General features: G+C 50.2%; 18 protein-coding genes. 14 read left to right on the top strand and 4 right to left on the bottom strand.

Annotated elements, in window-relative coordinates; genetic code table 11:
* Positions 1–13: 13 nt before the first annotated feature.
* Positions 14–304, bottom strand: a complete 291-nt coding sequence (locus ACTQZS_RS12885; RefSeq protein ID WP_441476165.1) for a hypothetical protein — start codon at positions 302–304, stop codon at positions 14–16.
* Positions 305–387: 83 nt separating this feature from the next.
* Here ACTQZS_RS12885 and ACTQZS_RS12890 point away from each other — a divergent pair, with 83 nt between their 5' ends.
* The 9 genes from ACTQZS_RS12890 (at position 388) to ACTQZS_RS12930 (ending at position 10,258) form a co-directional block, all read left to right on the top strand.
* Positions 388–1,254, top strand: coding sequence for a nitroreductase family protein (locus ACTQZS_RS12890; protein ID WP_441476166.1), 867 nt, complete (start codon positions 388–390; stop codon positions 1,252–1,254).
* Between the two features lie 2 nt (positions 1,255–1,256).
* Positions 1,257–1,712: an Rrf2 family transcriptional regulator gene (locus ACTQZS_RS12895; RefSeq protein WP_441476167.1), complete on the top strand. Its 456-nt coding sequence runs from the start codon at positions 1,257–1,259 to the stop codon at positions 1,710–1,712.
* On the top strand, positions 1,709–2,719 hold the full coding sequence (locus ACTQZS_RS12900) for an NADP-dependent oxidoreductase (protein ID WP_441476168.1): 1,011 nt from the start codon (positions 1,709–1,711) through the stop codon (positions 2,717–2,719). The genes ACTQZS_RS12895 and ACTQZS_RS12900 overlap by 4 nt, the downstream gene beginning before the upstream one ends.
* A 438-nt stretch (positions 2,720–3,157) precedes the next feature.
* Positions 3,158–3,556 (top strand): VOC family protein, encoded by a 399-nt coding sequence (locus ACTQZS_RS12905; RefSeq protein ID WP_441101030.1) that lies wholly within the window; start codon positions 3,158–3,160, stop codon positions 3,554–3,556.
* A 79-nt stretch (positions 3,557–3,635) separates the two neighbouring features.
* Entirely contained in the window at positions 3,636–4,244 is a 609-nt protein-coding gene (locus ACTQZS_RS12910) for a sugar O-acetyltransferase (RefSeq protein ID WP_441476187.1), read from the top strand.
* A 149-nt stretch (positions 4,245–4,393) separates the two neighbouring features.
* Positions 4,394–5,557, top strand: coding sequence for a GGDEF domain-containing protein (locus ACTQZS_RS12915; protein WP_441476169.1), 1,164 nt, complete (start codon positions 4,394–4,396; stop codon positions 5,555–5,557).
* Positions 5,558–5,734: 177 nt separating this feature from the next.
* Complete coding sequence (locus tag ACTQZS_RS12920; RefSeq protein WP_441476170.1) at positions 5,735–8,734, top strand: EAL domain-containing protein; 3,000 nt, start codon at positions 5,735–5,737, stop codon at positions 8,732–8,734.
* A 22-nt stretch (positions 8,735–8,756) separates the two neighbouring features.
* Positions 8,757–9,554 carry a carbon-nitrogen hydrolase family protein gene (locus ACTQZS_RS12925; RefSeq protein WP_441476171.1) on the top strand — a complete coding sequence of 266 codons (798 nt, stop codon included), beginning with the start codon at positions 8,757–8,759 and terminating at the stop codon, positions 9,552–9,554.
* Between the two features lie 59 nt (positions 9,555–9,613).
* Positions 9,614–10,258, top strand: coding sequence for an esterase (locus tag ACTQZS_RS12930; protein WP_441476172.1), 645 nt, complete (start codon positions 9,614–9,616; stop codon positions 10,256–10,258).
* 421 nt (positions 10,259–10,679) lie between these two features.
* Here ACTQZS_RS12930 and ACTQZS_RS12935 read toward each other — a convergent pair whose 3' ends face one another.
* Positions 10,680–11,168 (bottom strand): flavodoxin, encoded by a 489-nt coding sequence (locus tag ACTQZS_RS12935; protein ID WP_441101036.1) that lies wholly within the window; start codon positions 11,166–11,168, stop codon positions 10,680–10,682.
* A gap of 278 nt (positions 11,169–11,446) precedes the next feature.
* Between ACTQZS_RS12935 and udp the strand changes: the two genes are divergently transcribed.
* From udp to pcrA, 5 genes are all read left to right on the top strand, one after another.
* Positions 11,447–12,229 carry a uridine phosphorylase gene (gene udp / locus ACTQZS_RS12940; protein WP_441476173.1) on the top strand — a complete coding sequence of 261 codons (783 nt, stop codon included), beginning with the start codon at positions 11,447–11,449 and terminating at the stop codon, positions 12,227–12,229.
* 73 nt (positions 12,230–12,302) lie between these two features.
* Positions 12,303–13,115, top strand: a complete 813-nt coding sequence (locus tag ACTQZS_RS12945; protein WP_441476188.1) for a purine-nucleoside phosphorylase — start codon at positions 12,303–12,305, stop codon at positions 13,113–13,115.
* A 223-nt stretch (positions 13,116–13,338) separates the two neighbouring features.
* Complete coding sequence (locus ACTQZS_RS12950) at positions 13,339–14,700, top strand: sodium-dependent transporter (RefSeq protein ID WP_441476174.1); 1,362 nt, start codon at positions 13,339–13,341, stop codon at positions 14,698–14,700.
* 78 nt (positions 14,701–14,778) lie between these two features.
* The gene (glf, locus tag ACTQZS_RS12955; RefSeq protein WP_441476175.1) at positions 14,779–15,879 is read left to right on the top strand and encodes a UDP-galactopyranose mutase; all 1,101 of its coding nucleotides are present in this window, start codon (positions 14,779–14,781) and stop codon (positions 15,877–15,879) included.
* A 45-nt stretch (positions 15,880–15,924) separates the two neighbouring features.
* Positions 15,925–18,384 (top strand): DNA helicase PcrA, encoded by a 2,460-nt coding sequence (pcrA, locus tag ACTQZS_RS12960; RefSeq protein WP_441476176.1) that lies wholly within the window; start codon positions 15,925–15,927, stop codon positions 18,382–18,384.
* Between the two features lie 278 nt (positions 18,385–18,662).
* Here the strand turns inward: pcrA and ACTQZS_RS12965 are convergent, their stop codons facing one another.
* On the bottom strand, positions 18,663–19,355 hold the full coding sequence (locus tag ACTQZS_RS12965) for a phosphatase PAP2 family protein (protein WP_441476177.1): 693 nt from the start codon (positions 19,353–19,355) through the stop codon (positions 18,663–18,665).
* A gap of 75 nt (positions 19,356–19,430) precedes the next feature.
* Complete coding sequence (locus ACTQZS_RS12970; protein WP_441476178.1) at positions 19,431–20,273, bottom strand: glycerophosphodiester phosphodiesterase family protein; 843 nt, start codon at positions 20,271–20,273, stop codon at positions 19,431–19,433.
* Between the last annotated feature and the right edge of the window lie 177 nt (positions 20,274–20,450).

A 20,450-nucleotide genomic window follows, 5' to 3' on the forward strand; every position in this document is an offset into this window, starting at 1 on the left:
TCCGGCCGCATCTTTATTTACGCGAACAGTGCGCCGCAGCCGAATGCGAAGTATTCGTGTGCGGCGAGCGTCGCGATAGCGAGATAAAACTCGCGCAGCGTGTTTTATCTCGTTTTTGTACCCCTCGTTTGTTTTGGCTGATTCGGATCGTTCTACGCGCACGGATGATGCCGATGAAATGTCCATTTTTCTCTTCCTCTTCAGGATTCCTTTCTCCTGCAGCTTCCGGTGCGAAAAATAATTCTGACAGGCGGTATGCATAAAATAATTCTGACAAGAGGCCTTGACAGATTAAACGGGTCATGATAATGTATCTGCAACAGATACAAATACATATTTTCAAGAATAAAGCACAAAGCATAATGTGCGGAGAAAGAAGAGGTAATCATGAATACAGAGACCGCAGCAAATACCGTTACAACAAAGACGACAGGAATGACAATAAATACAGAGACAATCAAAAAGAGAATCAGCGTAAGAACCTACGAAGAGAAAAAAATTCCTGAGCAGGTCATGCAGCAGGTCCGGGAATATCTGGAGCAGGATGATAATCCGTTCGGCGTTCCGATTACATTCTCCATTCTGAATACGGAAAAGGACGGAGTTAGCAGTCCGGTGATTGTAGGCGCAGATACCTATGTGGCCGGGAAATATCAGAAACAGAAAAACGCGGAGATTGCATTCGGCTATTCCTTTGAAAAGCTTGTTCTGTATGCAACGTCTCTGGGGCTTGGAACAGTATGGCTGGCAGCAACCATTGACCGCAAGGCGTTTGAAAAAGCGATAAATCTCGGTGAGAAAGAAGTTATGCCCGCGGTGACACCGCTGGGCTACGCCGCACAGAAGCGTTCAATCCGGGAGAATCTGATGCGAAAGGGAATGAAATCCGATCATCGGCTGCCGGTTGAAGAGCTTTTCTTTGAAGGAGATTTTCAGCATCCTCTCAGGGAAGAGAATGCCGGTAAGTGGACAGGCCCTCTTGAACTGGTGCGCCTGGCACCTTCTGCGACAAACAAGCAGCCGTGGAGAGCGGTGACAGAGGAAGGCAGAGTACACTTCTACGAAGCAAAAACGAAGGGCTACGACAGAGAATCCACAGGGGATATTCAGAAGGTTGACCTGGGAATCGCCCTCTGTCATTTTGATATCGCTGCAAAGGAGGCCGGACTGGGCGGCAGATTTATACAGTCCGATCCCGGAATTGCAGCACCGGAGAATACAGAATATATCGCCACCTACGAACTGGAGAAATAAGTATGGATACAAAATTTTCATCTGCCATCCATGCGCTGATCCTGATCTCGGAATCGGAGACACCGATGAATTCAGATCAGATCGCGGCGAGCGTCGGAACAAATCCAAGCTACATCAGAAAGCTGACGACCAGGCTCAGCAAGGCGGGGATTATTGAGGGCCACCGCGGGATCAGCGGGTTCCGTCTGCGGCAGAAACCGGAGCAGATCTCCCTGCTTGACATTTACAAGGCAGTAATGGAAACAGATTCTCTCCATCTGTTCGATCTTCATCAGAATCCAAACGATGCCTGTATCGTCGGACACAATATTCGTCCGGTTCTGGGAAGTATGTTCCGGGGCATGGAGAGGGATGTGGAGAACCGGCTGCAGAGCATGACACTTGAAGACTGTATTACGGATATGAGCAGGTACATAGTGGAGCACAGTACAGAGAAATCGGAGGAATCGGTAAAATGAAGGCTGCTGTTTTGACACATTACGATAAAAAAGGTACGGACCTGGATGTCCGTGAAATTCCAACGCCGGTCCCGGAAGAAGATGAGATTCTGGTGAAGATTATCGCAGCGGCAGTCAATCCGCTGGATAATATGATCATCCGCGGCGAGGTCAAGCTGATCGTTCCCTATGCGATGCCTCTGGTGATGGGCAATGAATTTGCCGGGATCGTGGAGAAAACCGGGAAGAACGCTTCCCGGTTCCAACCCGGGGATCGTGTCTACGGGAGAATGCCGTTAAAGAAGATCGGTGCCTTTGCGGAGTATGCCGCTGTGAAAGAATCGGCAGTGGCTTCGATCCCGGAATATCTTTCCTTTGAGGAGGCGGCGACGGTCCCGCTGACGGCGCTGACAGCGATGCAGGCGTTTGACATCATGAATGTGCGTGCCGGTGAATCTGTTTTTATTTCCGGAGGGACGGGAAGTCTCGGCGCAATGGCCATACCGGTGGCCAAAAGCCTTGGACTGCACGTTTATACAAATGGAAGCGGTGACAATGAGGAGCGTGTCAAAAAGCTCGGGGCAGAGAAATTTATTGACTACAGGAAGGAAAACTATGCAGATGTTCTCTCGGATGTAGATCATGTTCTGGATACCCTCGGCGATCGTGAGCTTCCAAATGAATTCAAGGTTCTGAAGGAAGGCGGAAATCTGGTTTCTCTGCGCGGACTGCCAAACGGTCGATTTGCCCGAAGAAGCGGCATGCCGTTATTCAAGCGGATCCTTTTTCAGCTGGCAGGCAGCAGGTATGACCGCATGGCGGCAGCCAAAAAACAGACCTATGATTTTCTGTTTGTGCACGAGGACGGCAGCCAGCTGGACAGGATCGGCAGACTGTTTGACCGTGAACATCCGCTGGAGACTTCCATTGATACTGTTTTTACTTTGGATGAAGTCAATGCGGCACTCAACAAGGTGAAACAGGGAAAATCGAAGGGCAAGACGATCCTGAAGATCGGTGAACAGTAACAGGTATCAGGAAATATTATACTTGTCCGATGAATTGTGTGGTATAATCGAAATGTATCTGGGCTCTGGTGATGACTGCCGGAGCCTTTTCTATTTACGCGAACAGTGAGCCGCAGCCGAATGCGAAGTATTCGGGTGCGGCGAGCGTCGCGATAGCGAGATAAAACTCGCGCAGCGTGTTTTATCTCGTTGGTCAGGCGGGCATCCTATACGGAACTTGCTCTGGGCAGTGAACAGGCTGCTTGCCGGAAGGCTATAAACAGGCTGATTGCTGCAAGGATAAGATTGACCGGACCGTTCTGAAAAACTATAATAAAAAGCGGATGATTCCTTAAGTTCCAGCATCAGATCCCTGCACTTCAAGGACTTGAAGAACAACGAATCATTTCATTTCATGAACAACGAATCGATTATGTTTCTAGAACAAGGAGAAGAGCTTTGAGTACAATCACAGGTATGAATCATGTTGCATTGAATTGTCATGGAAAAAAGGAAATGGACGAGGTTATTGACTTTTACTGCAATGTTCTTGGCTTCCGAAAAACAGCCGGATGTTACGTGGATGGACTGGGAAATATGGCGATGATCGATACCGGGACAGGCACGATTGAGCTGTGGGACAACGCGGAGCAGAAGCGCGGAGATGGTGTGATCGGTCATCTGGCGCTGACGGTTGAGAGTGCAGATGAGGCGGTTGAGCTTTTCCGGAAGGAGGGGCTGCCGATTGATTCCGAGCCTGCGGATCTGGTGCTGGATACGGAACCGAAGATGAATATCCGGGTTGCCTTCGTCAGAGGAAAGGCCGGAGAGTCGATTGAGATTTTCCAGGAGCGATAAAAGAAGACAGGTCATATAATATCGGAAAAGAAATGAGATGACAGGCAGTTACCTGTAATTAATATAGGAGCAGACAATGATGAGTGAAAAGGAAAAAATGCTGGCGGGGGAATTGTACGATCCGTCGGATGAAGAACTGTCCGCTCTTCGGACAAAGACGCATCGTCTTTGCCTGGAGTATAACGGGCTTCCCGAGACAGATAAGAGGCGTACGGAAATTTTGCATGAGCTTGGAATTTCCGGGGGTTCCTTTTTTCTGCAGGGACCGGTTCAGTTCGATTATGGCTGCTTTACCTCTGTCGGGAAAAATTTCTATGCCAATTTCAACTTCACGTGCCTGGACTGCTGTCCGGTGACCATCGGAGACAATGTCTTTTTCGGACCTGGTGTCTCTCTTCTCACGCCCGTGCATCCATTTCGCTGGCAGGAAAGAAATCCTTACGTCAAGCAGGACGGAACAGTGACGGACAGTGAATACGCAAAGCCGATCAACATCGGCAGCAACTGCTGGCTTGCGGGTAACGTTACCGTCTGCGGAGGAGTTGCGATTGGGGAGGGATGCGTAATCGGCGCTGGAAGCGTCGTGACCAGAGATATTCCGCCGGATTCACTTGCTGCGGGTGTGCCCTGCCGGGTGATCCGGAAAATTACAGATGCAGACCGGATGAAGGCGCGTCCGGAATTCTGATATTCTCATATGGCTATTGTATAATCATATGATCAATAGTATACTCAACGATTAGATAAAAGGGGTGATCTGCGTTACCGGCGGTCTGCGCGGATGCCTCTTTCTGTAATTGTCACACGTCAAAACGTTTTCGAAGGAAGGATTTCTTCATGCTGCAAATCTCGAGCCTTTTTCGCCTGCTATATCTGGAAATCAATGTTTTCGGTTCGACTATCATGTTCGTGCTGATCCTGAAACTGATTCTGAACAGCAGAATTAAGGGGCAGATGTATTTTCGAAAGCTGCTGACGTGGCATATCGTTCTTTTTCTGTCGGATGCTTTCTCACAGTTGATGATGAATCGTAACAGGGAATACACAGATAGTCTTGCGGTTTTTTTTAAGAGCATTTACTTCATTGCGATTGTCGTGATAACGTGTGAGGTTTTTCTGTACTTTGAATCCTGTAGGGATTCTGCGATGATCCGGAATCCCGGGAAAATTGGTCTTGCCTTCCTTCCCGTATTTTTATTCATTGTACTGATCATTCTGAATCTGTTCCTGAAGATTATGTTTTATATAGATGCTGATGGAATCTATCGCAGGGGACGTGCGTATCTTCTGATCTACGCGATCTGCTTTGCCTACGTTATCGTCTCTATGATACGGTCATATCTGGATGCGTTCCGAAGAGATAATTTCGCCGTCAGAGGTATCTATATTTTTTACGGCACATACCCGCTGATTCCGCTGGCTGCTGCTTTCGTTCAGTTTTTTGTGCCGGCGATCCCGGTGCTCTGTCCGGTTCTGAGCGTCTCTGCGGTCATTATCTATGTGAATTCGATGGAGTATCTCATATATCTGGACCCGCTGACGGGGCTGAAAAACCGGAGAATGATTATCCACAACATTACATCGATGATGAAAAACATTCGGCCCGGTCAGGAGCTTTCTTTTACAATGATTGATCTGAATAATTTCAAATCCATAAATGACCGCTTTGGACATGATACCGGAGACATTGCTCTCACCATCATCGGAGATGCCATTACGACGTGCATGAAAGGCGCCAGAAACCGATCGATCCTTTACCGTTACGGAGGAGATGAATTCGCGATTATTCTCTGTTCGAATGACAGCTCCGAGATTGAACGGGATTTGATTGCAATCAGGGAAAAAACAAAAATGCTGGCGGAGGAGAGGAAGATGCCATGTCCGATTACCTTCAGTGCCGGCACATCCGTGTGGAACGGATCAGACGGACCGAAGACGTTTATCGCAGTGGCGGACCGTAAGATGTATCAAATCAAATTTTCAGCCAGGCGCGGACGGTGATTTACGGCACAGTTCGCGCAATGCAGATCAGAACGCCGGTGATTGTCGGCACAGTACATTCAGTGTGAATCAGATCATCAGGGATTCAGTAACAGGACAAAGGTTTTCGTGCGGGGTCATCAATTGCGGCTCCTGCGAATAATTACGGGTTAGAAACGGGTTAGAATAAGAAACAATATGAGTAATAAGTCATCCGGTGTATATATCATCGACAACAATTACAATGTAATCAGCTGCAACGATACGATTCTTGAGTTGTATCCGGGGCTGGAAGTAGGAAAAAAGTGCTACAAATGCCTCATGAATCTGGATGGGCCATGTCCCCCATGTCCTGTGGCAAACCATATCTACGGGCCGCAGACATATCTTGACCCGATCAGGGGCATATATGAGACGGTTGATGCCGTGAATATGACTCTTCCGGATGGAAGCGCCGGTCATGCGCTGGTTCTCAGTACTGTGGGCGAGAGTGAGACAATATCCGCAAGACTTCCACAATCCCGCGCAGAGTTGACCCGGCTTCTGGAACATGAATATTTTGATTCGCTGACGGAAGGACTATCGCGGAAGGGATTCATCCGGGAGACGGAACGGATATTCTTTCGTGATGATCCGCGCAAGTATGCGATGATCATGTTTGATCTGCGCAATTTCAAGGCGATGAACGAGACCTTCGGGATTTCATGTGGCGACCAGATCCTTCTGTATATTTTCCAGACATTGAAGAACAGCTGGCTCAGTCCGGCTGTTTCCGCGCGTCTGGAATCAGACTGGTTTATTTTTCTGGTGAAAAAGAATGTGCTGGATCTCAATCGTCTGGATGAGCTTCTGAATCTGCAGTGGACAAATGATCTGCAAAATGTACATTTGCATCTGCGCTGCGGAATCTATCCGATTGATTCGTGTGAGGAGCCCGTTACAAAGATGGTGGACCGTACAATCCTGGCGAAGGAAGCGTCAGACAAGCGTGAAACCGGAAATTTTGCAATTTTTGATCTGGAAATGCGGAAGAGATATGTGAATCGCGCCGGAATTCTGTCCAGCTTTCAGGACAGCATGCTGAGAGATGAGCTGAAGGTTTATTTTCAGCCGGTGGTTCGGTGCTCGGATGGGCGGATCAGTTCCGCGGAGGCTCTGGTGCGCTGGAAACATCCGGAGATGGGAGTGATTTCACCTGGTGACTTCATACCGGAACTGGAGAAAAACGGTCTCGTTTCACAGCTTGATCATTTTGTGCTTGGTAAGGTATATCAATTCCAGAAATTCATGCAGGAAAAGGGCCTGAAGTATGTTCCTGTTTCTATCAATCTGTCCCGGCAGGATTTTTACAATGATCAGATGATAAATGATATATTCAGCTACCGGATGCAGAGCCGGCTTCCGGGCGGTATGATTAATTACGAGGTAACGGAAACCTCCATGGCGGTTCTGAAGGAAAACTGTGTTTATTACCTTTCCCAGTTCCGGAAGAACGGGGCAAAAGTTCTGATGGATGATTTCGGAGCGGGATATTCCTCGCTTGGCATGATCGGCAATTTTCCGATTGATATCATCAAGATCGACAAGACCTTCATCGACCGGATTGAGAGCCAGCCGGTTACACGCAGTATCATTACCGCGATCATCGACGTATGCCACAAGGCAGGATTGTCGGTTGTCGCGGAAGGCGTAGACAATGTAAGCCAGGCGGAGTTCCTTCGAAAAACCGGCTGCGATTATATTCAGGGGTATTATTTTTACCGGCCGATGAGTGAGGAGAATTTCCGTGATCTGTTAATCTCCTCTCAGGAGACGCTTGACCAGATGGATTCTTCGAATTCCCAGGTGAGCGAAACTGCCGGACAGCAGGTAGACAGCTACAATCTTCTGGATCTTGTCGATCACTCCGGTCAGTTTATTCAGGTGTGTCATCCGGAGGATTACTCCATGGTCTTTGCCAATGAGATGACGCGGAACATATCTGGTCACACTGATGAACCCTATCAGGGAAGAAAGTGCTACGAGTACATGCTGGGGCTGAACGCGCCGTGCGGACATTGTCCGATGAAGCAGATGGGAGATGAGACAGAGAAGGAAATCGAGACAGATGACGGTGAGCATATCTTCCGCTTGAAGGCGCGGTTCACAACCTGGAACGGCAGAAGGGTCTTCATGGAGTACGGAAGAAACATCACAGAAACGAAAGCCGCGCAGACCAGGTATGCCGGTCAGATCCGCTCCATTCTCGAGGCGCTTCCGGACGGTCAGGGCGTTTTTCACATGGATTTGACTGCAGACAGTTGGATCAGCTCCGGCGGACACGCCCAGAATGCGCGGAACATTCAGAACATGGAAAGTGTCGACAGCCTGATTCGAAGAATTGGTTCCTTTGTGCCTACGCCGGAGGGACAGGAGAAATTCTTCCGGATTTTCTGCAGGGATGCGCAGCTGAAGGCTTATCAGAACAATCAGCATCAGATCGTACACGAGACCGAATCCTACTACGATGACAGATCAATCCGCTGGTCCAGAATCACCACCCATCTGATCGATAACCCTTCGAACGGCCATATTGAAAGTATCCTATACGGCGTGGATATTTCCAGGGAGGCAAAGCATATTCAGGAGCTGGAGATCGAGCGCCTTCACGGAAAACAGGAGAAGGAGCTTCTGCAGAAGCAGGTCAGGAAGGCGATGGAGATGTACTCAAAGGCGGACCGTGACAGACGCTATGATCATCTGACCGGTCTGTACAGCCGTCTGAGCCTGAATGAATTTCTTGAAAATGGTGAAAAGAAACCGGTGCAGGAAATCACGGCGGCGATCATGCTTGATCTTGACAATTTTAAAGACATCAACGACAGGTACGGGCACGCCGCGGGAGACAGATGTCTGCGTGCGCTCGGCAATCTTCTCCTGGATTTCGGCGTTTCGAGAAAGATTGATTTTTACCGATATGGGGGAGATGAGTTCGTGGGTCTGGTCAGAGATCCCGGGACAGATCTCTCGAAACTGTCATCCGATCTGCTGAGTGAAATTCATAAGGCTTGCGTAAAGTACGGGGACGTTGAAATACCACTGACTGCATGCATCGGCATCACGAGTGATGGAAAAGACTGCCAGGCTATGATCAACAATGCGGACAAGGCCATGTATCTGGCAAAACACCACGGAAAAAACCAGGGCTGCACGGTATAAGGCTGTGATCAGGAGAAAATAAATGAAGATTGCGCTTGCACAGATGAAGACAACAGCAGATATGGAAGATAATTTTCAAAAATCAGTGCGGCTTGCGGAGTGGGCGGCAGCAGAAGGCGCGGATCTGATCTGCTACCCGGAAATTCAGCTGTCGCCCTTCTTCCCGCAGTACCCGTCTCGGGACGCTTCCGCGTATCTTTTGTCACGGGACAGCAGATATATCCGGGAATTCTGTGATGTCTGCCGGAAAAACGGCATCTATGCGTCACCGAATTTTTATGTGGAGGAAAACGGACACCGGTATGATATGAGCTTTCTGATCGATGACGGAGGAACGATCCTTGGAACGCAGAAAATGGTACATATCGCCGAGTGTGAGCAGTTCTATGAGCAGGATTACTATACGCCTTCGGATGACGGCTTTTCCGTTTTTGACACCCGGTTTGGAAAAATCGGCATCGTGGTGTGTTTTGACCGGCACTATCCCGAGAGCATACGCACAGAGGTGCTCCGCGGCGCGGAGCTGATTCTGATCCCCACAGCGAATACGAAGGCTGAGCCGGCTGAGATGTTTCGATGGGAGATCCGGACGCAGGCGTTTCAGAATATTGTCAATATAGCAATGTGCAACCGGTGCGGCACGGAAGGACAGATGGAATTCTCCGGGGAATCCCTTGTGTCAGATTTTGACGGAAACCTGACGACACTGGCGGGAGATCAGGAAGAACTGCTGATCGCGGAGACAGACCTTGCGGGATGTGCTGCGCAACGAAAGACGCGTCCGTACCTCTCGCTTCGAAGGCCGGAGCACTATGCGTAACCCAAAAGACTGCTGGGGCATCGTTCGCTCCCGGCTGCAAAGCCGAAAGGATTTAATTGATGAAGATATTTGAATATGGAGACGGTACGGCAGAAAATATCCTTCTTCAGCCGGTGGATGATCATGATCTGGCTTTGATTGAAAATGAAATCAGGCTGATTCATGCGGATACCGGAAAGGATTTCAGGCTGACCGCCTTTCTGGTGGATGACTGGAACAGGGATCTGTCCCCATGGAAGGCACCGGCGGTATTTGGAAAGGAAGCCTTTGGCGACGGGGCGTGCGGGACACTGAAAGAAATCATAAAGTACTGTGATGACGACAGCAGAAACGATTCCGTCAGAAGAAATTATTACATCGGAGGATATTCTCTCGCCGGACTGTTTGCTCTGTGGGCGGCCTGTCAGTCGGACCGTTTCTGCGGAGCTGCCGCCGCGTCTCCCTCCGTGTGGTTTCCGGGGTTCACCGGTTACATGAGAGAGCACAAAATTCAGAGCAAATCGGTGTATCTGAGCCTTGGAGACAGGGAGGAGCGGACCCGCAATGCGGTGATGGCAGCTGTTGGAGACAGGATCCGTGAGACATATGAGATCCTTCAAAGCCAGAAGGTTTCCTGCACCCTGGAGTGGAATGAGGGAAATCACTTCCGGGATTCGGATGGGAGAACGGCGAAGGCATTTTCCTGGGTGATGACGCATCCCTGATGGCGGATACGATGCCGGCTCTTTCCGGGCATAGATAACCAGAAGAATTGAGCTTTCCGGGTTTTCCAAACCCAGACAGCCAGAAGAATTGAACTTTCCCGGTTTTCCGGGCGACTATAATGACAGCTCGCCGCACACGCCCATCTGGACGCGCACGGCGAGCTGTTCATTTACGCGAACAGTGAGCCGCAGCCGAATGCGAAGTATTCGTGTGCGGCGAGCGTCGCGATAGCGAGATAAAACTCGCGCAGCGTGTTTTATCTCGTTTATCACTCATACAGCTTCACGCCCTGGGAGGGAGCGGATAGGGCTCACCACCCATTTGACGCAGGCGGTGTGACTGCATTCAGCTTCAAACACCCGGTAAGCGGATAGGGCTTATGGCCCACTTGACGCAGGGCTGTCAGAGCGGTGGGAGAACTCAGTTCCACTCCTGGAAACCGTCAAACCAGAGCTTCAGATCCTCCATGGAGACTTCTCCGCCGACACGGCGTCCCTCCATGACTTTTGCGTCCTTGCCGACGATGTTCTGAATTCGCTCACACGTTCTACCCATGCCGCTTCCGCCGGAGGTGCAGAAGGGAATGATGATCTTTCCTGCGAAATCGGCGGAGGTCAGGAAGGTGTCTACAATACTTGGCTCTCTTCCCCACCAGATCGGGAATCCGAGGATGACCGTCTTGTACGCACTGAGATCCGGAGTCTTCTCCGCCATAGCGGGATGACAGTTCGGATCCGCCATCTCAACCGTAGATCTTGCCTGCTTGTCCTTCCAGTTCAGATCCTCCTTTGTGTAAGGCTTCTCGGGAACAATTGCGAAGATATCTGCCTTTTCCTCTTCGGCGATCTTCTCCGCAACTGCCTTGGTTGTATTACTTACGGAAAAATATGCGACTAATGTCTTGCTCATACAAAAATCCTCCTTCTCACCATCTGTAAGATGTTCTTTCTGTTTCGATTAACATAACGGCCGGGCTCCGCAGTCGGAAAACCATTGCAATTCAGCATCTATAATACTGCAGGACCTGTTTATCATTATAACGCATCGTGACATAAAGTGAAACAGATTTCAGGAAGCGCTTTTTTGTTTAATAACAGGCGCACAGCGCTGCATTTTCTGCCCGCAGAGATATGGATTTGTTGTAAAATAGCATCAGGTAATGATCATCCGGAAGGGAGGTTTTTTCATTGAAGAATTATTCGAAGGATCCGGAGAGGCAGTATCACATTCAGACCTGCAGGGGCGAGGTTGGACGCTATGTCATCATGCCCGGTGATCCGAAGCGTTGTGAAAAAATTGCGCGGTATCTGGATAAACCCGAGAAGATTGCAGAGAATCGGGAGTTTACGACATACAGCGGATATCTGGACGGTGAGAAGGTCAGTGTCACATCGACCGGAATCGGCGGGCCGTCGGCGGCGATCGCAATGGAGGAGCTGTACCGCTGCGGCGCGGATACCTTTGTGAGGACCGGCACCTGCGGAGGCATACAGACGGATGTCAAAAGCGGGGATATCGTCATCGCGACTGGAGCGGTACGGATGGAGGGGACCAGCAGGGAATACGCGCCGGTCGAATATCCTGCGGTACCGGATCTTGATGTGACCAATGCCCTGGTCAGCGCAGCACAGGAGCAGGGATTCCGATGCCATTACGGCGTTGTGCAGAGTAAGGATGCTTTTTACGGACAGCACGAGCCGGAGAAGATGCCGGCCGGTTATGAGCTGATTCAGAAATGGAATGCATGGAAGATGATGGGCTGTCTCGCGTCCGAGATGGAGTCGGCGGCGCTGTTTATCTGTGCCGGCAAGCTGCGGGCCAGGGCGGGCGCCTGCTTTCTGGTAATCGCGAATCAGGAGAGGGAGAAGCTGGGACTTGAGAATCCGGTTGTTCTGGATACGGATCAGGCGGTGCGGACCGCAGTCGGTGCCGTCCGGAATCTGATCCGGAAAGACAGGGAGAGAAGATAGCGGTCCGGATTCTTGCAGAAACAGCAAAACACCTGGATCAGCAGGAACAAGAAAAATCGGGAGGCGAACGATGATGATGGAAAAACTTGAAAAATGTCTGGCCTGTGTCCGGAGCAAGACAGATTTTGTGCCGGATACAGCTCTGGTTCTCGGCTCCGGTCTCGGGGAATACGCAGATCATGTGCGGATCTCGGAGATCATTAATTATTCGGAAATCGAAGGCTTCCCGGTTTCAACGGTCGCCGGACACAAGGGAAGATTTGTTTTCGGATGGATTCAGGATGTTCCCGTTGTGATCATGCAGGGAAGAGTACATTATTATGAGGGCTACCCGATGACGGATGTAGTACTCCCTGTCAGGCTGATGGGCCTGCTGGGGGCGAAGAAGCTGATTCTGACGAATGCGGCGGGCGGCGTCAATCCTGATTTCCGGCCCGGAGATCTGATGATGATTACGGATCAGATCGCGACGGCGGTTCCCAGCCCGCTGATCGGAGAAAATCCGGATAAGCTCGGTCCGAGATTCCCCGATATGAGCGAGATTTACAGCCGACGCATGCAGGAAATCATCCGGCTGGAAGCAGAAAATCTGGGAATCAGGCTTCGTGAGGGCGTTTATGTTCAGTTCACCGGGCCGGCATATGAGACGCCTGCCGAGGTAAGAATGTGCAGAGCCTGGGGCGGCGATGCCGTAGGAATGAGTACTGCCTGTGAGGCGGTTGCGGCAAGGCATATGGGAATGGAAATATGCGGAATTTCCTGCATCACCAACATGGCTGCCGGAATATCCGATAAGCCGCTTTCGCACAGGGAGGTGCAGGAGACGGCAGATCGGGTGGCGGATCAGTTCAGCAGGCTGATCACAGCCATCGTGAAGAAGGTGTAATAACGATCGCATTGGTAAACGACCCAAGACGAGAAAGCTCGGCAGAGGTTTTACGCGGCGTAGTGATAAAGAAAAATGAAATCCACTGCGATGCGGATAGCGCCGCATAAAGTTTTGTGTTATACTTTTACCCATCTGTTTTGGCAGACGAAGATTCATGAAGATTCATTCTGGTCTGCGGCAGATGTCTAAGACTACATGTTATGTGAAGGCGGTATAAAAGATGGACACAAAACAGCGTTCGGCATTTTCAAGCAAAATCGGCTTCGTGCTGGCGGCGGCGTCATCTGCGGTCGGTCTCGGAAATCTCTGGAGATTTCCGTATCTGGCCGCGAAGTATGGCGGCGGCATTTTTCTTTTAACCTATGTGATTCTGGCAGTGACGTTCGGTTTTGCGCTTCTTCTGGCCGAAATCGCGATCGGAAGAAAAACCAGACAGAGCTCCATCGGAGCTTTCCGAAAGCTGGGCCAGAAAAGCAACATCTGCGGAATCCTCGGCATGATTATCCCGATGATCATCACGCCGTACTACTGCACGATCGGCGGCTGGGTCACGAAATATTTTGCTGTATTTCTGACCGGTCAGAACATGGAAGCCGCGAACGACGGATTTTTCAGCAGCTACATTAGTACTACCGCGCAGCCGATCCTCTGGATGGCGGTTTTTCTGGGAATAACTGCTGTGGTTGTATTCCTCGGTGTTGACAAGGGAATCGAAAAGGCAAGCGTGATTCTGATGCCGGTTCTGCTGGCCCTGATCGTCATCATCGCGGTTTATGTGGTCACAAGGCCGGACGCTGCGGCGGGTCTTCTCTATTACCTGAAGCCGGACGTATCCAGGCTCAGCGGAAAAATGATTCTCGGTGCTCTGGGACAGCTCTTTTACTCCCTGTCCATCGCCATGGGTATCATGGTGACGTACGGCTCATATATGAAGAAGGAAGACAATCTCGAGACATCGGTATTTCAGATTGAATTCTTCGATTCTTTCGTGGCGATCCTCGCGGGTATGATCATTGTTCCGTCGGTATACATTTTCTCGGGCGGAGATGAATCCATGCTGAACGCCGGCCCCGGCCTTATGTTTATCACACTGCCGAAGGTGTTTGACGCCTTCCCGGGCGGGAGAATTATCGGTCTGATGTTTTTTGCGCTCACACTTTTCGCGGCGCTTACCTCATCGATCTCCCTTCTGGAGGCGGTTGTTTCGAATGTTATGGACCGCACGGGATGGAGACGAACGAAGACAACCGTCGTCATGACAGTATACTGCATGATCATCGGAACCGTCTGCTCTCTCGGATACGGTGCTTTTTCCTCGTTCAAGATCTTTGGAATGTCGATTCTGGATCTTCTGGATTTTGTGAGCAACAGCATCCTGATGCCTGTACTCGCGCTCCTGACCTGCATTTTTGTGGGTTACATCATCAAACCGCAGGCGGTGATCGAGGAGGTCGAGCAGAACAATGTGACCTTCCATCTGAAAAAGTTCTTTTATGTACTGATCCGGTATCTATGTCCGATCGGGATTCTTGCCATTCTGGTCAGCTCGATTCTGTCATCGATGGGCGCCATGACGATCTGAGTGATCTGTACGTGCTGAATCGGATGACTGAACTTGTAGAATATAAAAATCGTAAGTAATTGCAGGAGGGATAGAAAAATGAAATATGATTATCTGATTGTCGGAACAGGTCTGTTCGGTGCTGTTTTTGCCCATGAGGCGACGAAGAGGGGATTCCACTGTCTGGCAATTGACAGAAGAGATCACATTGGCGGAAATATTTTCACGGAAAAGATCGAGGGAATCAACGTTCACAAATACGGCGCGCATATTTTTCACACCTCGGACAAGCGTATATGGGAATATATCAGTCAGTTCGCCGAATTCAACAACTATATCAATTCCCCGATTGCCGTCTATAAGGATGAGCTCTACAACCTTCCGTTTAATATGAATACCTTCAGCCGGATGTGGAATATCCGCACGCCGCAGGAGGCAAAGGATAAAATCGCGGAGCAGATCGCGAGTCTGCACATCACCGAGCCGAAGAATCTGGAGGAGCAGGCACTTTCTCTTGTCGGAACAGATGTCTATGAGAAGCTGGTGAAGGGCTACACGGAAAAGCAGTGGGGACGTCCCTGCACCGAGCTTCCCGCCTTCATCATCCGCCGGCTCCCGTGCCGCTTCACCTACAACAACAACTATTTCAACGACCGTTTCCAGGGCATTCCCATGGGAGGCTATACGCAGATCATCGAGAAGATGCTTGAGGGAAGTGATGTCATGACCGGAACGGATTATTTCGAGTTCCGGAAGAGCAACCCGGATATCGCGGCGAAGACCGTGTTCACCGGAATGATCGATGAATATTTTGATTACTGCTACGGACCGCTTCAGTACCGGAGTGTCCGCTTTGAGACAGAAGTTCTGGACGAGGAGAATTACCAGGGCAACGCGGTGGTGAATTATACGGACCGGGATGTACCCTATACCAGAATTATTGAGCACAAGCATTTTGAATTCGGGACACAGCCGAAGACCGTCATCTCCCGTGAATACTCCTCCGAGTGGAAGGTAGGCATGGAGCCGTACTACCCGGTGAACAATGAGGAGAACAACAGTCTGTATCAGAAGTACCGGACACTGGCGGACAAGGAGACCGGCGTGATCTTCGGCGGCCGGCTGGGACAGTACAAGTATTACGACATGGATAAGGTCATTGCCGCGGCTCTCGAGGCAGTCGGAAAGGAATTTGCGTAAAACGCAGATGAGGAATTTCGCAGAAATAAAGACAGGAATTGATTCATGAATGACATATTGAGCAGTTTAAACGCCCCGCAGCGGGAGGCGGTCACAACGACGGAAGGGCCGCTTCTGATTCTGGCGGGCGCAGGCTCCGGAAAAACACGGACGCTGACCTGTCGGGTCGCGTACCTCATTTCCCAGAGACAGGTGAGTCCGTGGAATATCATGGCGATCACCTTCACGAACAAGGCGGCGGGAGAGATGCGGGAGCGCGTCGATCAGCTGGTGACGGCCGGATCCGAGAGCATCTGGATTTCCACCTTTCATTCTACCTGCTGCAGGATTTTGAGGAGATACATCAATCTTATCGGCTACGAGAATAACTTCACCATCTATGACACGGATGACAGCAGACAGGTCATGAAGGAGGTAATCCGCCTGCTGGAGCTGGATCCGAAGGTCTATAAGGAGAAGGCGATTCTTCGTCAGATTTCCTCGGCAAAAAACGAGATGATCGGACCGGAGGAATATGAGAAAAATGCGTCCGGATGGGTCGAAAAGCAGTATGCGAGATGCTATTATGCCTACCAGAAGCGGCTGAAGGAGAATAACGCGCTGGATTTTGATGATCTTCTGGTACTGACCGTCGAGCTGTTCCGCCGGGAGCCGGATGTCCTGTCCTATTATCAGGAAAAATTCCGGTACATCATGATCGACGAGTACCAGGATACCAATACCGTTCAGTTCCTTTTTGTGAAGCTTCTGGCCTCGCGGTACCGCAACCTCTGTGTAGTCGGTGACGATGACCAGTCCATCTATAAGTTCCGGGGAGCAAACATACGCAATATTCTCAACTTTGAAAAGGAATATCCCGGCGCGAAGGTGATCCGACTGGAGCAGAACTACCGGTCTACGCAGAACATCCTGAATGCGGCGAACGAAGTAATCGCTCACAACGTCGGCCGAAAGAAGAAAAAGCTCTGGACCGAGAACACAGAGGGATCAAAGATCCATTTTCGTGAGTTTGACGACGGATATCAGGAGGCAGAGTATATTGCCCGCGACATCAGCAGCAAGTGCAGCCGGGATGGAATGGCGTATCATGATTTTGCGGTCCTGTACCGGACAAACGCAATGTCCCGTATCTTCGAGGAAAAATTTATCGCCCGGAATATCCCGTACAAGATTGTCGGTGCCATCAATTTCTATGCCCGCAGGGAGATCAAGGATCTGCTCTCTTATCTGAAGACGGTAGACAACGGCAGCGATGACCTCGCCGTCGAACGGATCATCAACATTCCGAAGCGGGGAATCGGGCAGACCTCCATCGGTAAGGTGGAGCAGTACGCGCAGGAGAAGAACATCGGCTTCTACGATGCTCTTCTGGAGGTGGACCGGATCCCAGGCATGTCACGTGCCGCGGGAAAGATCCGCGGATTCACAAACCTGATTGAAAAATACCGGAGCCTGAACGCGGACGGCTACACTGTCCGCGAAATTCTTGAGCTGATCATCTCGGAGACGGGTTATGTCGCGGAGCTGGAGGCGCAGGGAGACGATGAGGCAAAGGCCCGCATCGAGAACATCAATGAATTGATTTCCAAGACGGAGGATTACACAACTTCAGCGGAGACACCCTCGCTCTCGGATTTTCTGCAGCAGGTCTCACTCGTGGCAGACATCGACAGCGTAGAGGAGGACAGCGATTATGTGCTCCTGATGACGCTGCACAGCGCGAAGGGGCTGGAATTTGATAATGTCTACATGGCCGGAATGGAGGAAAATACTTTCCCGAGCTACCTTTCGATCAGTGAACATGACACGGAGGAAATGGAAGAGGAGCGCCGCCTGTGCTATGTAGGAATCACACGGGCCAGAAAGGATCTTACGATGACGGCGGTCCGCATGCGGATGGTGAGAGGCGAGCCGCAGTTCCTGAAGGCATCGCGATTCGTGAGGGAAATCCCGCGGGAATATATCGAGCTGGAGCGGGAGACGACAGACACCCGGAATTTCCTGAATCCTCCGAAGCTGTCCTTTGATGATATCATGGGCATGGGCAGACAGGAAAGCGGATATGACCGGACAGGAGGCGGAGCGTCCGGAAACGGATATGGCTTGTCAGGCGGCAGGGGATCCGAATATGGATATGGCATTTCAGGCGGAGTGTCCGGTAGCGGATACGGCGCATCCGGAGCAGAGAAAAACCGGTTCGGTGCATCCGGCTACGGCAGCTCCGGTTATGGCAGCTCCGGATACCGGAATCCGTCCGTATCCCGTCCGGGCGGAAAGAACGCGAAGGGCCGGTTCCGCCTGGAAGAATTCCGGGTATCAAAGCCGGATCATCTGGATTATCAGACCGGAGACACGGTCAGACATGTGAAGTTCGGAATCGGAACAGTGAAAGAGATCAAGGACGGACCGAGAGACTACGAGGTGACGGTCGATTTTGAAAACTTCGGCATCAAGAGGATGTTTGCATCCTTCGCCAAATTGAAGAAAGTAAAGGCGGATATCTGATATCCGCCTTTGTCATTTACGCGAACAGTGAGCCGCAGCCGAATGCGAAGTATTCGTGTGCGGCGAGCGACGCGATAGCGAGATAAAACTCGCGCAGCGTGTTTTATCTCGCTTCTGAATTTGCAGGATCATGTGTTTCATGAGATTCATGTGATCCATGGGATTCATTTGTTTCATGGAACTAAATCCTGTATGGAATTTGTTTTTTGATTTGTTTTAAGCATTCAAGAATATACAGCAGGTCAGGAAAACAGCTGCTGGCTGTCTGCCTGGATCATTCACCGCCCGGACGGAGCAAAGCCGTCAGCCTCTGTCTGAGGTTCCGCAGCTTCTGCCGGCTGGTAAATCAGACGATAGAGAATAATGCTCATGAAAACTCCTCCGGCGACATCGTATACGGAATGCTGTTTCAGAAACACCGTGGAGAGAATGATCAGAAATGCCAGCGTAAAGGTTCCGATCCGGAGGCCCTTGTAATTCTTCAGCATCTTGCAGTTATTGACTGCCAGGGCAGCGGAGAGGGAATTATATACGTGGATACTCGGAAAAACATTGGTGGGAGTATCCATCTGATACAGCCTGGCGACCATCCGGCTGAAGATGTTGTGATTCGGAAGCGCTGCGGGACGAATATCCAATCCGTTCGGATAGATCGCGGAGACAATCAGGAAAATGGTCATCCCCGAGAACAGATAGAGGAGGAAGCGGTGATATTCCGTTACATCCCGGTTGATTGCGGTGAAAAATCCGAACACAAGAAACATGAATACAAACCAGGAAAAATAGAACACAACAAAATATTCATTAAAAGGTATATACCGGTCGAGCGGGCAGTAGATCAGATGATAGCTTCCCGGATTCCGGATGGCTTTCTCAAGATAACGAAATACAAGAGAATAGAAGACCGCATAGGCGGGAAGAATCCAGAACTGTTTTCTGGATCGGAAAAACGCCGCTACAGATGTCAGCATAAAAAATCCTCCTTAATCATTCAGGGCATTGAGGTATCCCGGTTCTTCAATCATTGATTTTACCCTCAATTTTCATCATGCAATTTCAGCCGGCAGAAATTTTTCAAAAATGATTCCGTCATAGGCATGTCTGCATTTCCGGAATTCCTCGGAAGTCCTCACCGTCCAGGCAAAAACAGGAATCCGGAACAGGTTCTGATTCAGATAAAAACCAAAGGCATCAGACGTGCGGAAGTTATAAGCCACAAAGTCAGGCCTGCTGAGTGCATTGACCAGAAGTGACGAGGATAGAAGGGCGATCAGCGGATTCAGCCTGTCTTTTGCCGTGTATTTACCGGAAAGCTGTCCGACAATCGCGTCAGGATCCAGCTGCTTGTATTTCCTTAGACCAAGCGGATTGAAGGATTCAATCAGGCAGGAACCCTGATAATCCTTGAGAAGATCATACACATAGCGGCAGATCTCCGTGCTGACCGAAGGAAGCTTCAGCTCTATCAGAAGCGGGACCCTTCCATTTACCAGGCGCAGGACATCTTCCAGCAGCGGCATATGATGTTCCGTGAAGGAAAGAGAAAGCTTCATGAGATCTTCCGCATTCATACGTTCACAGGTTCCCCGGACATGACAGACACGCATCAGGGAGTCATCGTGAAAAACGACGAGTTTCTTGTCTTTCGTCAGATGCACGTCAAGCTCAATCGCGTATCCCTGGTCAGCGGCCCGCGCAAATGCGGGCAGCGAATTCTCCGGGATGTTCTGCGTCATATCCCACAGGCCGCGGTGGGCAAAATCCCATCTTGCCAGATCCAGCGTTTTCTGTTTTCTCTTTCCATCGATTCTCGGATGAATACCCCAAAGATAGAACAGAAACAATCCAACCACTATGCCGAGTGCAAGCAGAACTGCATGTATTACCATATTCCAACTCCCAAATCTGTACTTTTCAACGTCACGTATTTCAACGATTTCAACGTCACGTATCAGGACTCTGATTGACAAGCTATATTTTGCTTCGAAAGACCCGTTCTGTAAAGATGAAATAATAAAATTTTATTAAGTTTTAACACGCCGTAAGCAAGAAATCCCTCACCACTA

Source organism: Bilifractor sp. LCP19S3_H10, from assembly GCF_052119185.1.
Taxonomy (GTDB): Bacteria; Bacillota; Clostridia; order Lachnospirales; family Lachnospiraceae; genus Bilifractor.

Bases quoted from the DNA above. Each gene is read 5' to 3' on its own strand.
- ACTQZS_RS12885 (WP_441476165.1), bottom strand. From the start codon at position 304: ATGACCCGTTTAATCTGTCAAGGCCTCTTGTCAGAATTATTTTATGCA.
- ACTQZS_RS12890 (WP_441476166.1), top strand. From the start codon at position 388: ATGAATACAGAGACCGCAGCAAATACCGTTACAACAAAGACGACAGGA.
- ACTQZS_RS12895 (WP_441476167.1), top strand. From the start codon at position 1,257: ATGGATACAAAATTTTCATCTGCCATCCATGCGCTGATCCTGATCTCG.
- ACTQZS_RS12900 (WP_441476168.1), top strand. From the start codon at position 1,709: ATGAAGGCTGCTGTTTTGACACATTACGATAAAAAAGGTACGGACCTG.
- ACTQZS_RS12910 (WP_441476187.1), top strand. From the start codon at position 3,636: ATGAGTGAAAAGGAAAAAATGCTGGCGGGGGAATTGTACGATCCGTCG.
- ACTQZS_RS12915 (WP_441476169.1), top strand. From the start codon at position 4,394: ATGCTGCAAATCTCGAGCCTTTTTCGCCTGCTATATCTGGAAATCAAT.
- ACTQZS_RS12920 (WP_441476170.1), top strand. From the start codon at position 5,735: ATGAGTAATAAGTCATCCGGTGTATATATCATCGACAACAATTACAAT.
- ACTQZS_RS12925 (WP_441476171.1), top strand. From the start codon at position 8,757: ATGAAGATTGCGCTTGCACAGATGAAGACAACAGCAGATATGGAAGAT.
- ACTQZS_RS12930 (WP_441476172.1), top strand. From the start codon at position 9,614: ATGAAGATATTTGAATATGGAGACGGTACGGCAGAAAATATCCTTCTT.
- ACTQZS_RS12935 (WP_441101036.1), bottom strand. From the start codon at position 11,168: ATGAGCAAGACATTAGTCGCATATTTTTCCGTAAGTAATACAACCAAG.
- ACTQZS_RS12945 (WP_441476188.1), top strand. From the start codon at position 12,303: ATGATGGAAAAACTTGAAAAATGTCTGGCCTGTGTCCGGAGCAAGACA.
- ACTQZS_RS12950 (WP_441476174.1), top strand. From the start codon at position 13,339: ATGGACACAAAACAGCGTTCGGCATTTTCAAGCAAAATCGGCTTCGTG.
- glf (WP_441476175.1), top strand. From the start codon at position 14,779: ATGAAATATGATTATCTGATTGTCGGAACAGGTCTGTTCGGTGCTGTT.
- pcrA (WP_441476176.1), top strand. From the start codon at position 15,925: ATGAATGACATATTGAGCAGTTTAAACGCCCCGCAGCGGGAGGCGGTC.
- ACTQZS_RS12965 (WP_441476177.1), bottom strand. From the start codon at position 19,355: ATGCTGACATCTGTAGCGGCGTTTTTCCGATCCAGAAAACAGTTCTGG.
- ACTQZS_RS12970 (WP_441476178.1), bottom strand. From the start codon at position 20,273: ATGGTAATACATGCAGTTCTGCTTGCACTCGGCATAGTGGTTGGATTG.